The sequence below is a fragment of the Cyclobacterium xiamenense genome, assembly GCF_042140265.1.
Classification (GTDB): Bacteria; Bacteroidota; Bacteroidia; order Cytophagales; family Cyclobacteriaceae; genus Cyclobacterium; species Cyclobacterium xiamenense_A.
Genome location: NZ_CP159481.1, coordinates 572,923 through 585,395, shown reverse-complemented (window position 1 = coordinate 585,395; position 12,473 = coordinate 572,923). Strand labels below are relative to the sequence as shown.

The 12,473-nt window shown below is 50.6% G+C and carries 10 protein-coding genes and 1 tRNA gene; 9 read left to right on the top strand and 2 right to left on the bottom strand.

Annotated features, from left to right (window positions below):
- The first annotated feature begins 72 nt into the window (after positions 1-72).
- The 4 genes from ABWH99_RS02465 (at position 73) to ABWH99_RS02450 (ending at position 3,944) form a co-directional block, all read left to right on the top strand.
- A complete protein-coding gene (locus tag ABWH99_RS02465; protein WP_375584733.1) occupies positions 73-1,752 on the top strand; it encodes a GMC oxidoreductase in 1,680 nt (559 codons plus the stop codon).
- A 28-nt stretch (positions 1,753-1,780) separates the two neighbouring features.
- A complete protein-coding gene (locus ABWH99_RS02460) occupies positions 1,781-2,341 on the top strand; it encodes a gluconate 2-dehydrogenase subunit 3 family protein (RefSeq protein WP_375584732.1) in 561 nt (186 codons plus the stop codon).
- 133 nt (positions 2,342-2,474) lie between these two features.
- The gene (locus ABWH99_RS02455) at positions 2,475-3,179 is read left to right on the top strand and encodes a hypothetical protein (protein WP_375584731.1); all 705 of its coding nucleotides are present in this window, start codon (positions 2,475-2,477) and stop codon (positions 3,177-3,179) included.
- A 138-nt stretch (positions 3,180-3,317) separates the two neighbouring features.
- Positions 3,318-3,944: an LON peptidase substrate-binding domain-containing protein gene (locus tag ABWH99_RS02450; protein ID WP_375584730.1), complete on the top strand. Its 627-nt coding sequence runs from the start codon at positions 3,318-3,320 to the stop codon at positions 3,942-3,944.
- Here ABWH99_RS02450 and ABWH99_RS02445 read toward each other — a convergent pair.
- Positions 3,933-4,658: a hypothetical protein gene (locus ABWH99_RS02445; RefSeq protein ID WP_375584729.1), complete on the bottom strand. Its 726-nt coding sequence runs from the start codon at positions 4,656-4,658 to the stop codon at positions 3,933-3,935. The two genes, ABWH99_RS02450 and ABWH99_RS02445, sit on opposite strands and share 12 nt — an antisense overlap.
- 110 nt (positions 4,659-4,768) lie before the next feature.
- Between ABWH99_RS02445 and ABWH99_RS02440 the strand changes: the two genes are divergently transcribed.
- The 5 genes from ABWH99_RS02440 to ABWH99_RS02420 all read left to right on the top strand — a co-directional run bounded on the left by ABWH99_RS02440 (position 4,769) and on the right by ABWH99_RS02420 (position 11,709).
- Positions 4,769-4,844: transfer RNA gene (locus ABWH99_RS02440), tRNA-Lys, on the top strand.
- Positions 4,845-5,380: 536 nt separating this feature from the next.
- Positions 5,381-5,881, top strand: a complete 501-nt coding sequence (locus ABWH99_RS02435; RefSeq protein ID WP_375584728.1) for a pyridoxamine 5'-phosphate oxidase family protein — start codon at positions 5,381-5,383, stop codon at positions 5,879-5,881.
- Positions 5,882-6,071: 190 nt separating this feature from the next.
- The gene (locus ABWH99_RS02430; RefSeq protein ID WP_375584727.1) at positions 6,072-6,788 is read left to right on the top strand and encodes a DUF4412 domain-containing protein; all 717 of its coding nucleotides are present in this window, start codon (positions 6,072-6,074) and stop codon (positions 6,786-6,788) included.
- A gap of 225 nt (positions 6,789-7,013) precedes the next feature.
- Positions 7,014-10,220, top strand: coding sequence for a DUF1553 domain-containing protein (locus ABWH99_RS02425; protein ID WP_375584726.1), 3,207 nt, complete (start codon positions 7,014-7,016; stop codon positions 10,218-10,220).
- 1 nt (position 10,221) lies between these two features.
- Entirely contained in the window at positions 10,222-11,709 is a 1,488-nt protein-coding gene (locus tag ABWH99_RS02420; protein ID WP_375584725.1) for a DUF1501 domain-containing protein, read from the top strand.
- Between the two features lies 1 nt (position 11,710).
- Here ABWH99_RS02420 and ABWH99_RS02415 read toward each other — a convergent pair whose 3' ends face one another.
- Positions 11,711-12,187 (bottom strand): Dps family protein, encoded by a 477-nt coding sequence (locus tag ABWH99_RS02415; protein ID WP_375584724.1) that lies wholly within the window; start codon positions 12,185-12,187, stop codon positions 11,711-11,713.
- Positions 12,188-12,473: the final 286 nt, after the last annotated feature.

Sequence of the window (12,473 nt, the reverse complement as noted above, 5' to 3'; positions counted from 1 at the left end):
ATGGAAAAAATCTAACGTTTTCTTTGAAAATATCAATATAATTGCACAACCTAAAATAAACAAGTAAAGTATATGGCCAATCAAAGTTATGACGCTATTGTCGTTGGGTCTGGAATCAGCGGCGGATGGGCGGCAAAGGAACTCACGGAGAAGGGACTAAAAGTTCTTCTGTTGGAAAGAGGTCCGGACGTAAAACACGTGCAGGATTATAAAAATGCTACCAAAGCTCCCTGGGAAATACCACATAGAGGGAGAAGAACGATTGAAATGTTGGAAAACCACCCGAACCTACGTCGGGATTACGTGTTGAACGAACTGAATCTCGACTGGTGGGCACACGAGGACGAATCGCCTTACATTGAAAAGAAACCGTTTACCTGGTTCCGCGGCTATCAGGTGGGCGGGCGATCCCTGCTTTGGGGCAGGCAAAGCTATCGCTGGGCCGATATCGACTTTGAAGCCAATGCCAAACAAGGCATTGCGGTGGACTGGCCCATTCGGTACAACGACCTGGCTCCCTGGTACAGCTACGTGGAGAAATTTGCAGGCATTTCCGGAAACCGCGACGGACTGGACATCCTTCCTGACGGAGAGTTTATGCCGGCCATCCCACTTAATTGCGTAGAAAAAGACATCGCAGATCGGATAAAAGACCATTTCAAGGGTTCCCGGGTGATGACCAACGCACGGGTAGCGAACATTACGCAACCCCTGCCGGGCAGACCCGGATGCCAATACCGGAACAAGTGTTCCCTGGGATGTCCGTTCGGCGGCTATTTTAGTACCCAGTCTTCTACCCTTCCCGCGGCCGTTGCTACGGGCAACCTGACACTACGGCCCTGGTCGATCGTCACCCGGGTGATTTACGACAAGGATTCCAAAAAAGCCACCGGCGTAGAAGTTTTGGACGGAGAGACCAACCAAACCTATGAATTTGACGCCAAAATCGTATTTCTTTGCGCTTATGCGTTTAACTCGACAGCCGTTTTGATGCGTTCCGCGACGGATATTTGGCCGGAGGGCCTGGGCAGCAGTTCTGGAGAATTGGGTCACAACGTAATGGATCACCATTTTCGCCTGGGGGCCAACGGCACCGTCGAAGGATACGAAGACAAGTATTATTTTGGTAGACGTCCGGGAGGTTTTTATGTACCCCGATACCGAAATACTGGAAATGAAAGCCGGGATTATGTACGAGGCTTTGGCTACCAGGGCGGTGCCAGTAGACAAGGCTGGAGCCGAACGGTGGCCGAACTGGATTTTGGTGCTCCCCTGAAAGCGGAACTCACCGAACCAGGCGCATGGTCCATCGGAATGACGGCTTTCGGAGAAATCCTTCCCTACCACGACAACACCATCAAGCTCAGCAAGACCGAAAAGGACAAGTGGGGCATGTACGTATTGGAAATGAGTGCGGAGATACGGGATAACGAAAAGAAAATGCGGGTAGACATGATGAACGACGCGGCAGAGATGCTGGAAGCGGCCGGTGTAAAAAATGTCTCTACCTATGACAGGGGATACACCTTCGGACAGGGTATCCACGAAATGGGAACGGCCCGGATGGGAAGGGATCCCAAAACCTCCGTGTTGAATGGGAACAATCAGGTTTGGGATGCCAAGAATGTGTTTGTAACCGACGGTGCCGCCATGGTTTCCGCAGCCGCACAAAATCCCTCCCTTACCTACATGGCAATGACCGCCCGTGCGGCTGACTTCGCCGTGAAGGAACTAAAGAAAGGTAATTTGTAATACCCAAAAAGAAATCGACATGAATGCAATGAATAGACGAGAGGCCCTGAAAAGTGTGGTACTCATGATGGGAGGCACCATGGTGGGAGCCAACGTGATCCTCACCGGTTGTGCCCCTGAAAAACAAATTGAAGGCCTGGACTTCTCCGAAGAGGAACTGGCCTATATGGATGAAATCGGTGAAGCCATTATTCCGGAAACCGACACCCCGGGAGCGAAAGCTGCCGGCATTGGTGCCTTCATGGCCATGATGGTCAAAGACACCTATACCGAGGAACAGCAAAAAACGTTCATTAACGGATTGAACAGCCTCAAGGCCGATTTTAAATCCGAAACCGGAAAGGCGTTTATGGATGCCTCGGTGGACGAACGCACGGCCTTCCTGAATCAACTGAACAAAGCGGCCATGAAAAAAATGAGCGAGGGAGATTCGACTCCCAATTACATTCTGATGATCAAAGACCTGACCCTGTTGGGCTACTTTACATCGGAAGTGGGCGCCACCCAGGCACTGCGCTTTATCGAGACACCCGGCAGGTACGATCCCTGCATCGACTACAAAAAGGGAGACAAAGCCTGGGCCATCTGATCGACCCCGGTTTGTCGTTTTCCAAAGCTACCAAAAGCCCACCTTACTGGTGGGTTTTTTGGTTTTATTCGGAGCATTTGTTGGATAGGAACGTGATTATTGGTATACTGAGGGTAAAAATTACGCTGCTTACATGACCTATTTTGTTCTGAACGCCCTTTTTTCGCTTCATTTTCTTTTGACATACAATTTCAGCGATCTGATCAACAAAAACGAGCCCATAACCCCACCGCCCGCAGCCAGCGTCCACTCCGAAGACCTGGAACGGTTCTCTGCAAACAAAACCATTCCTCAAGAAATCCGGCAGGTGGCACTGGAAGCCCTGTCCTATTTTCCGGACCTGATACCTACGAAAATAGATTTTCAGTTTAAAAACGCAATACACGGATCTGTAATGCAAGCGCAACCCAAGATCTCCTCGCTCCTTTTTCAAAACAAGCAAAACAGAGCCTATCGCATCAAAATCAGCCGGCACCTTGTCCTGGAGGACGAAGCGCTGCCAATTGAAAGCCTGCCCAGGGACGTACTCCTGGGATGGATTGGCCACGAACTTGGGCACATCAAAGACTACCTCGATAGAAGTGCCGTCAATTTACTAGGTTTCGGCGTCAAATATTACCTATCGAATACCTTCCTTTCGGAGGCAGAGATCGCAGCAGACAGCTATGCGGTTGCCTACGGGCTGGGGGAGAAAATTATCGCTACAAAAAACTTTGTACTGAACCACGAAAAAATCCCGCTGGACTACAAAAAGAAAATCGAAACCCTTTACCTATCTCCCGGAGAAATCCTTTCCATGGTCGAAACAGCGGAAGAATCCTCGACGGAGGAAAATTAATGGATGCGACAGCTGAAACAGCGGGCGGACCGCTTGCACCGTAAGAAAGCCGGATAGTGTCAAGGGGACAAAACCATCCGCTCAGGTAGGAGTTTAAAAGACTCAACCCTTCCATCGCTGGATTCAAACAGGTAGACCATGACGCAAGAATTGCCCCTATTTCCTTTAAAACTCATCGCTTTTCCCGAGGAAAATCTTAACCTCCATATCTTCGAGCCCCGGTACAAACAATTGATCAACGATTGTCTCCAGCTTGGGAAGACTTTTGGCATTTGCACCTTTCTGGATAAACTAATGCCGGTGGGTACGGAAGTATCCCTGCTTGAGATTACCACCAGGTACGATGACGGTAGACTCGACATCAAAACCAGAGGCTTGCGCACGTTTAAGATCCTGGAATTTGAAAACCCCATGCAGGGGAAACTGTATGCGGGCGGGAAGGTATCCTTCGTCCCACTGCAGCTGGACGCCTCCCTGGAAAAAAAGGCTGATTTTCGCAAATCGCTGGAAGAACTGTTTAAATGGATGCAATTTTCCGCGGACCTGGAAACTACCCCACTCACTTCCTTTACCTACGCCCATAAAATGGGACTAAGCCCAAAACAAGAATACCAACTCCTGGAACTTGAGACCGAAGAGGAACGACTGGATTTTTTGGCCGCACATTTGGATAAAGCGATTCCCATCCTCAAAGAGATTGAGGCTTCCAAACACCGCATCAAAATGAACGGTCATTTCAAATACCTGGATCCATTAAATTTTTGACACGTCGGACTTCTTGATGTAGGCATCCCGGTTGCCCCAGCGAATTCGGTACCAGATATCCTCGCTGGAATGGATGGTCACCCGGTGCCCCATTTCCACCCGCTTCACCAGATTACCAGCAGCTGAGGGTGCATCCATGATCAATACAGGGCTGCCTGTTACGATCGCTTTTTCGGGAGGATCGGTAAAGTTATTCCCCACAAAAACCAGCAGCAAGAAGATAAATGCAGGAATCAGAAAGGGGGATTGCCTGGCCGACGAGAGGTAAATCATGATCAAGGACAAAACCAACAAGAGCGCGAAAAAGGCCGTCAACTCCATCTTGTAATCGAGAATGACAGACAGGAATCGGTCCTGATCGGAAATCTCGTACCCCTCCAGTCGATTCTGGTCCGTCAGCGACTTGATTTTATCGATCACCGAGGGGTTTGGGTTGTAGTCGTAATACTTGGATAGAAAAAGAGAGGCTTTTCCAAAATCTCCCATGCCTTCCGTGATAAAACCCATCTTCAATAACATAGCCGGCGAGTAGGTCTCCTCCTCGTACAGAATCTGCTCGTACATTTGCAAGGCTTCCTTGTATTGTTTTTGAGAAAAGAGGCTATCGGCCTCCTGAAGCAGGGAAAGGCTCTGCCCCTGACAATCAGCCTTCTGGGGAGAAATCAGCGAAAAAGCCAACAAAAAAACAATAAAGATCCATCTAAGATTTGGCATTATCAATCCAGTGCTTTAAATTTGCAGTCCAATTACGGAAAACTCGTGGGGAAAACCAAGTTTTCTTTTGAAATTATCAAGCGCTGAAAAGCAGGTAGTTGGCATCATTCGATTCCGTAGCTCAGCTGGTAGAGCATAACACTTTTAATGTTAGGGTCCTGGGTTCGAGCCCCAGCGGGATCACCATAAATAGAAAACTTGTTCTTCGGAGCAAGTTTTTTTGTTTTTACACCTCCCGGTCTGGGCGAGAAGTTTATCCCGAAGAAGGGCTGGCCAGCAGGCTGATTCGGGAAGCCCCAGCGGGAGGACAAGCCGTGAAGAAAATGCCCAGTGGGTATTTTTAGGCTTGGGCCCGGCTGCAGGGCTGGACGCGATTTCTTAATGCCTTTTTATTTATTGTTTGTTTTCTACCGACGCTAAAAAAGTTAGAAGTTTATCCCGAAGCAGGGCTGGCCAGCAGGATGATTCGGGAAGCCCCAGCGGGAGGACAAGCCGTGAAGAAAATGCCCGGTGTACATTTCATTAGCTGCTGTCCACCTGGCCTGCAGCAAGCTATTTTTAATGAATGCCTGTTTCCCGGGTGAGGCAGATTTTCCCCCTGAAGAGTATCTTTATTTTTGGAATGTGTTTTGCTCTCTTTTAAAGGAATTGAAAAATTACCAGGGAGGCAGGTAGATCCGTCCTCTGGCATTGATTGAATCTTAAAAAAAGAAACAACGCATATGTCTAGTCCAGAACACAAAAAACTAATTTGGGAGCTGATAAAACCCATTAAGGTGGGGATGCTCGTCACCAAAACAACTGAAGATAGCGGAGGCATGAGGGGACGTCCCATGAGCCTTGTACAGGATGCCTACGATGGCACTTTATTTTTTTACACGTCCAAGAGCGATGCAAAGGCCTTTGAAATCGCAAACGATACCGACGTCTGCCTAACCTTTAGTAATCCAAAAGACAACGTGTACGTATCGTTGACAGGAAAGGGCTCCGTCACGCAGGACAAGGAGTTGATCGATAGGTATTGGAATCCCTGGGTCGCTGCCTGGTTTGAAAACGGAAAAGAAGATCCCGACCTGGCAATGCTAGAAATTAAAATCAGCAAAGGCGAACACTGGGATTCAAAAAACAACACCTTGGTTCAAATTTTCGAACTCGCGAAAGCCAATATAAAACCAGCGACTACCCCTGATTTGGGCAAGCATGAGAAGTTTGGCAAGGAATAGCGGTACCAATTCCTCTAATCGCTACGACTATGCCCTGAGGGTTTTGTAGAGGGCTCCTCCGGATGAATGTTTGGATAGATTCCTGATTTACCAACCATACTGCCGCTCATATTTTGATGTTTCGCTTTTAAATTTTGTAATTTGTGGATGTTTTATTATTTTTAACTCACTACCTGATCCTTCCAAAAAAATGGCTGGCCTCTTTCCTTTTTCCTTCACCCTAGCCTTCCTTTCAACCTGGCTGATCTTTTCCAGGACGCCGGATTCGCACGAACTAGCCGCAGGGACATTTGTCGGAAGTTTTGATTTCATCGCCAGTCAGGATTATCCCAATGGTACCACCCGCAGCGATACCATTTCCTATTTTTTTGGCATCCGGGAGACTGCAGTCCTGATTCATTCCCGCAATAATCAACCCGATATGCGATTGGTTATCAATCCTACTGATTCAACCATTACCGGGCTTTTTGAAATGCAGGGCAATAAAGGAGGCTATGTCTTGCCAATGAACGAACAGTATTGGCCCGGCATGCGGCATGCTTTCCCGCCTGCGGGAAGTACCGTTCAGTCCGCGAAAACCCCCTCGGGTGATTCCAAAATAATCGAAGGCTATTCCTGCAGAAAAGTGCTCACGGAAAGCAGTGACTATTCCGCTGAACTTTGGATGACCGACGAAATTCCACTCTCCATGCCGCAGCTGTTGAGTTACCAAGCCATAGGTGCTGGAAAATCACAAAAAGAAGTGGAACAATTTAACCAATTCAAGGTCAGCGGACTTCCGCTGGAAATGACGCTGACAAGCAAAAAAGGAAAAGCAAACGTTACCATTCGCCTCACCAATTTCCGGAAGAGCGTAGACGAATCGATCTTTAGCAAGGAGGGGCACAAGCTCGCTACCATCGAATAAATGAGAACCCCCGCAGTATTTCAGCTGCCCCTATCCTTTTTCATACCGCCCCAAAAAACCCTTACACCGGATCCGGGACCAAAACAAGTGCATCCCTTGTCCCGACAAACGCCTGGTCAGCACCAAAAGACAATAGATCGAATGTATTAAATTAGTAAAGAAGCTGTTTTGGGTAAAAAATCCGTTATTTTTATCTTTGTGAAACCGATCGTTTAACGAATACCCATGCTCCACCGTTGTTTTCTCCCCATTATTGTACTGCTGGCATTCGGCTGCGCTCCCGACCTTCCGGAGGGCGTTGCAACGGCTATGGACGAACTACCAGAGCAATTGGATTTTAACGTTCACGTAAAACCCATCCTGTCCGATAACTGCTTTTCCTGCCATGGACCGGACGAAGCGGCCCGGCAGGGAGGCCTGCGCCTCGACCTGGCAAAATCAGCACTCACCCCTTCTGAGGAAAGTGGAAAAACTCCGATCAAGCCCGGGAAACCGGGAAAAAGCGAACTCGTGCATCGCATTCTTTCCGAGGATGCTGCGTACCAGATGCCCACACCGGAGTCCCACCTCCAGCTTAGCGACCGGGACAAGGCCGTACTTATTCGGTGGATCGAATCCGGGGCAGCGTACAAAAAACACTGGGCTTTCATTCCTCCGGAAAAACCCGAACCTCCGGCACCTGCCATTGCCGATTGGTCCGAACAGCCCATCGATCGGTTTGTTGCCCAAAAATTGAAAGAAAATCAACTGGCTCCGAGTCCCCGGGCATCGAAGGAACTGCTCCTCCGTCGGTTAAGCCTGGACCTGACCGGTCTGCCGCCGACGCTGGAGGAGTTGGATGCCTTCCTGGCCGACGACTCCGAACAGGCGTATGTACGGCAAGTGGATCGATTGTTGGCCTCTCCTCATTACGGCGAGCAAATGGCCATGCACTGGATGGACCTGGCCCGATTTGCAGATACCCATGGCTATACCGTAGACCGGTACCGGGACATGTCCCCCTGGCGAGATTGGGTCATTGACGCCTACAATCAGAATATGGGATACGACCGCTTCATTACCGAACAGCTGGCGGGCGACCTGCTTCCCAACCCATCAAAGAACCAATTACTCGCTACCGCATTTAATCGGATCCACCCCCAAAACATGGAGGGAGGCATTGTGCAGGAAGAATTTCGGGTGGAGTACGTAGCAGACCGTACGAATACCCTGGGAAAGGCCATCATGGCGCTGAGCCTGGAATGCGCCCGCTGCCACGACCACAAGTACGATCCGATCAGCCAAAAAGAGTATTTTCAACTCAGCAGTTTTTTCAATCAGGTGGACGAAGCAGGACAGATTTCCTGGGACAATGCCATGCCGGTCCCTACCATGCTTTGGACGGATGATGAAAAAGATGCACTGCTGGCAATGTTGCAGACGAATATCGATGAGGCCAGGGAAGGCCTGAATGCGATCGTGCGAGCAGAAAAACATCTTTTTGAGGCCTGGTTAAGCGATCAAGGATACAAAGATACCCGCTTCTACCGTCCGGCAGCCTCACTGCTGGCTCATTTTGATTTTGACGAGGTCCCGCTGCGGGACCGGCTCAATCCTTCCGTTACTGGCATCATGGAGAGCATTGGCGAAAAGAGCAAGCAGCCCCCATTGGTGGATGGCTACCGCGGCAAGGCGGCTGCTCTAAATGGAGATGCCTGGCTGAAAATGGGAGGAGTCGGAAGTTTTTCCAAAGACCAGCCCTTTAGTGTAGGACTTTGGGTCACTATTCCGGAAGAACTGGAAAACGGCGCTATCTTTCATACAGGTGACGGCGCCGTCCTCTACAACCGCCGGGGCTATCATTTGTATCTGAAAGACAACAAGCTGGAAATGATCCTGGCCCATACCGCTCCTTACAATGTCATCAGCAACCTAACGCTGGAGGGAATCCCAAGAGATACCTGGATCCATCTTTTGATGACCTACGATGGGTCCTCCACCGCTGCCGGCATCAAGACCTACCTGAATGGGAAGCGCATGGCAAGTGAGCCCATTCGGGACAATCTCTACAAAGACATTCTATTTGGCCGGGACAAAGAGCCCGGCATTCAAATCGGTGCCGTGTGGCGGGGCAAAGGGCTAAAAGGCGCCGCAGCCGACGAGCTAACGGTTTTCAACAAGGAATTATCCGAACTGGAAATCAGGGAATGGCTGCAACCCGACCTTCTGGAGGAGCTACGCCGTAAGTCTCCAGATGCCTTGACCCCGGAAGAACGAGCCGCGCTGGAGTCCTTTTACTGGCACAATCTCTCCTCGGCTTACCAAAAGCAGTTCAAGGCCTTAATAGCTGCCCGAATGGAACATTCGGCTACGGTAGAGCCCATACAGGAGGTCATGGTGATGGATGAAATGGACCCGAAGCGACCCACCTATGTATTGGAACGGGGGGAGTACCATGCTCACGGAGAAGAAGTACAACCGGGAACACCCGAAGCGGTATTGCCCATGGCGGATAGTTACGAAAAAAACCGTCTCGGATTGGCCAAATGGCTACTGGACGAGCGGCACCCCCTGACCGCCCGGGTAGCGGTCAACCGCCTCTGGCAACAGTTTTTTGGCAAAGGGCTCGTTGCCACCGCGTCTGACTTTGGCAATCAGGGTGAAATGCCCAGCCATCCGCAGTTACTCGACTGGCTGGCGGTGACGTTCCGGGAATCCGGATGGGACGTAAAAAACCTACAAAAAATGATTGTGCTGTCCGAGACCTACCAGCAAGCCTCGCTGACCTCTCCGGAATTGCTCGAAAAAGACCCGGACAACACCTGGCTTGCGCGAGGTCCCTCGGGACGCATGCCTGGAGAAATGATCCGCGACAATGCCCTTCTGGCCAGCGGGATGTTGGGCAAACGCATTGGGGGACCCAGTGTAAAACCGTACCAGCCCGAGGGCTTGTGGTCGGTAAACGGCGGCCAATACACGGAAGATACCGGAGAAAACCTGTTTCGCCGTAGCCTATACACTCTATGGAAACGCTCCGTTCCCCATCCTACCCTGCACATATTTGATTCCCCGGAACGATCGGAATCTACCATCCGAAGGCAGGAAACGAATACACCGCTGCAAGCGCTGGTGTTGATGAACGATCCCATCTATGTGGAGATTTCCAAAGTGATGGGTGCCCGGATTGCCCGTCACCCGGATCCGAAAAAAGGCATACAGGAGGCTTTCCGAAAGCTTACCGGCCGATTTCCTACCGACAAGGAACTGGGCGTATTGCTGGGCCTACGGGAGCAGGAAATGCAGTCCTTCTCAACGAACCCGGAAAAAATGAAGGGTTGGCTGGCTACCGGCTCCTATCCCGTTCCGGACAAGCCCGACCCGCTACCCTGGGCAGCCAACTCCGTGGTGGCCAGTGCCATCCTTAATTCCGACGCGACCATTACCAAACGATAACATGTGTCATCACTCAGATAAATACCGCTTTTCGAACATACAGGACCTACACGAACTGGAAAAAAAAATGGACCGCAGGGATTTCCTTTCCAAGACCGCCATGGGAATGGGCGCCCTGGCCCTGGGTTCGCTCTTTTCTCAGGAGGGACTGATGGCAAAAAGCCTTTCCAAAGGCGGGGGCCTTCCCGGCCTCCCCCACCATCCCCCCAAGGCAAAACGGATCATTTACCTGTTTCAAAGTGGGGGACCCTCCCAATTGGATCTGTACGATTACAAACCCACCCTGCAACGCATGCAGGGGCAAGACCTTCCTCCCTCCATTCGGGGGGAACAGCGCCTGACCGGCATGAGTGCCAATCAAAGTGTCTTCCCGATCGCCCAATCGGCCTTCGAATTCAAGCAATACGGAAAAAGCCGCGCCTGGGTAAGTGAACTCATGCCGTATACGGCGGAAGTGGTGGACGAACTCTGCTTCATCAAATCCATGATCACCGAGCAGATCAACCACGATCCGGCCATCACCTTCATGCAAACCGGCCACCAACTGCCCGGAAGGCCCTCCACGGGCGCCTGGATGTCTTACGGCCTGGGCTCGGAAAATCAAAACCTGCCTGGCTTCGTTGTCCTGGTATCCAAAAATGCAGTCCGTGACCAACCCCTCTACGCCCGGCTGTGGGGAAATGGTTTCCTTCCCTCCCAACATCAGGGCGTGCAATTTCGCTCGGGAAAGGATCCGGTGCTGTATCTGGGAAATCCGGAGAACTACGAGGGTGAGGACCGAAAACAAATGCTGGACTACCTCAAACAGCTCAACAACCTACAATTTGATACCTATGGCGATCCGGAGATCAACGCCCGTATTGCCCAGTACGAAATGGCCTTTCGCATGCAGACCTCCGTTCCCGAGGTGACGGATCTTTCCGACGAGCCGGATTGGGTTTTTGACTTGTACGGTGAAGACAGCCGGGATCCCGGTACTTATGCGGCCAATTGCCTGCTTGCCCGCAAACTCATAGAAAAGGATGTACGCTTTGTGCAGCTCTACCATCAGGGCTGGGATCAACACGGCAACTTGCCGGGAGGTATCCGCAACCAATGCGCTAAAACCGATCAGGCTACCGCTGCCTTGATTAAGGACCTGAAACAACGAGGCCTGCTGGAGGATACCCTGGTCGTGTGGGGGGGAGAGTTTGGCCGTACGGTTTATAGCCAGGGTACCCTTACCGAAGACAATTACGGCAGGGACCACCACCCCCGGTGCTTCACCATGTGGATGGCTGGTGCGGGCGTAAAACCCGGCTTTTCCTACGGCGTCACGGATGATTTTGGTTACAATGTGGTGCAGGACCCGGTGCACGTGCACGACTTTCATGCCAGCCTTATGCACCTGTTTGGTGTGGACCACGAGCAGTTGATCTTTAAACACCAGGGAAGACGCTTCCGGCTCACCGATGTGGCCGGGAACGTGATCCATGACCTGTTTGCCTGAGTTATTTCTTCAGAAAAGCCGAGTACATCCAAACCAACTTTTCCTGTTCCCGGATATAATCACTCATCAGGGCGTTGGTGCCCTCGTCGCCGATTTCTCCGGAAAGGTCCAACAATTCCCGCTGCAGGGTAATGATGCTTTTTAACGAGGCCAGGATGTTTTCTACCGCTTTCATACCATCGGTTACTTCCTGGCTTTCGGCAATGGCCGAGCGCTCCTGATACTTGGAATACCGGTGCTGCGGGGCGTGGCCCAGCGTCAAAATGCGTTCGGCGATATCATCGATTTTTACCTGCAGATCGGTATACAGCTCCTCAAATTTTAAATGCAGTTCAAAAAACTTGTCCCCTTTGATATTCCAGTGATACCCGCGGGTGTTTTGATAGAATATCGAATAATTTGCCAGTAAAACGTTTAACTTATGAGCCAACTCTTCCGAGCGCTTCATATCCAGGCCGATTGCGTTTAAATTTTCCATTTTTTGATCGAATATACGTTGATAATTGTACGCGTTAAATTTAACCCATTTCATCCAGACTATCGTCCCAAAGAAAGATAAAACCGCGTTTTTGTTACTGGCTAACCCGTCTTGTGGCGTATCTGGACACCCATTCCCAAATCCATCCAATAGGAACGATGGCCCTCATCGCCAACAGCTACCGACTAAACCGTAATACGAGTAAATGGTTCGGCTACGTTTCCAGGTAGTAAAAAATCTAGCAGGTTTTGTACACCCAACGGCTATTACTGGCTGCCTACAGGCA

Bases quoted from the DNA above. Each gene is read 5' to 3' on its own strand.
- ABWH99_RS02430 (WP_375584727.1), top strand. From the start codon at position 6,072: ATGGCTGGCCTCTTTCCTTTTTCCTTCACCCTAGCCTTCCTTTCAACC.
- ABWH99_RS02435 (WP_375584728.1), top strand. From the start codon at position 5,381: ATGTCTAGTCCAGAACACAAAAAACTAATTTGGGAGCTGATAAAACCC.
- ABWH99_RS02465 (WP_375584733.1), top strand. From the start codon at position 73: ATGGCCAATCAAAGTTATGACGCTATTGTCGTTGGGTCTGGAATCAGC.
- ABWH99_RS02450 (WP_375584730.1), top strand. From the start codon at position 3,318: ATGACGCAAGAATTGCCCCTATTTCCTTTAAAACTCATCGCTTTTCCC.
- ABWH99_RS02460 (WP_375584732.1), top strand. From the start codon at position 1,781: ATGAATAGACGAGAGGCCCTGAAAAGTGTGGTACTCATGATGGGAGGC.
- ABWH99_RS02425 (WP_375584726.1), top strand. From the start codon at position 7,014: ATGCTCCACCGTTGTTTTCTCCCCATTATTGTACTGCTGGCATTCGGC.
- ABWH99_RS02445 (WP_375584729.1), bottom strand. From the start codon at position 4,658: ATGCCAAATCTTAGATGGATCTTTATTGTTTTTTTGTTGGCTTTTTCG.
- ABWH99_RS02420 (WP_375584725.1), top strand. From the start codon at position 10,222: ATGTGTCATCACTCAGATAAATACCGCTTTTCGAACATACAGGACCTA.
- ABWH99_RS02415 (WP_375584724.1), bottom strand. From the start codon at position 12,187: ATGGAAAATTTAAACGCAATCGGCCTGGATATGAAGCGCTCGGAAGAG.
- ABWH99_RS02455 (WP_375584731.1), top strand. From the start codon at position 2,475: ATGACCTATTTTGTTCTGAACGCCCTTTTTTCGCTTCATTTTCTTTTG.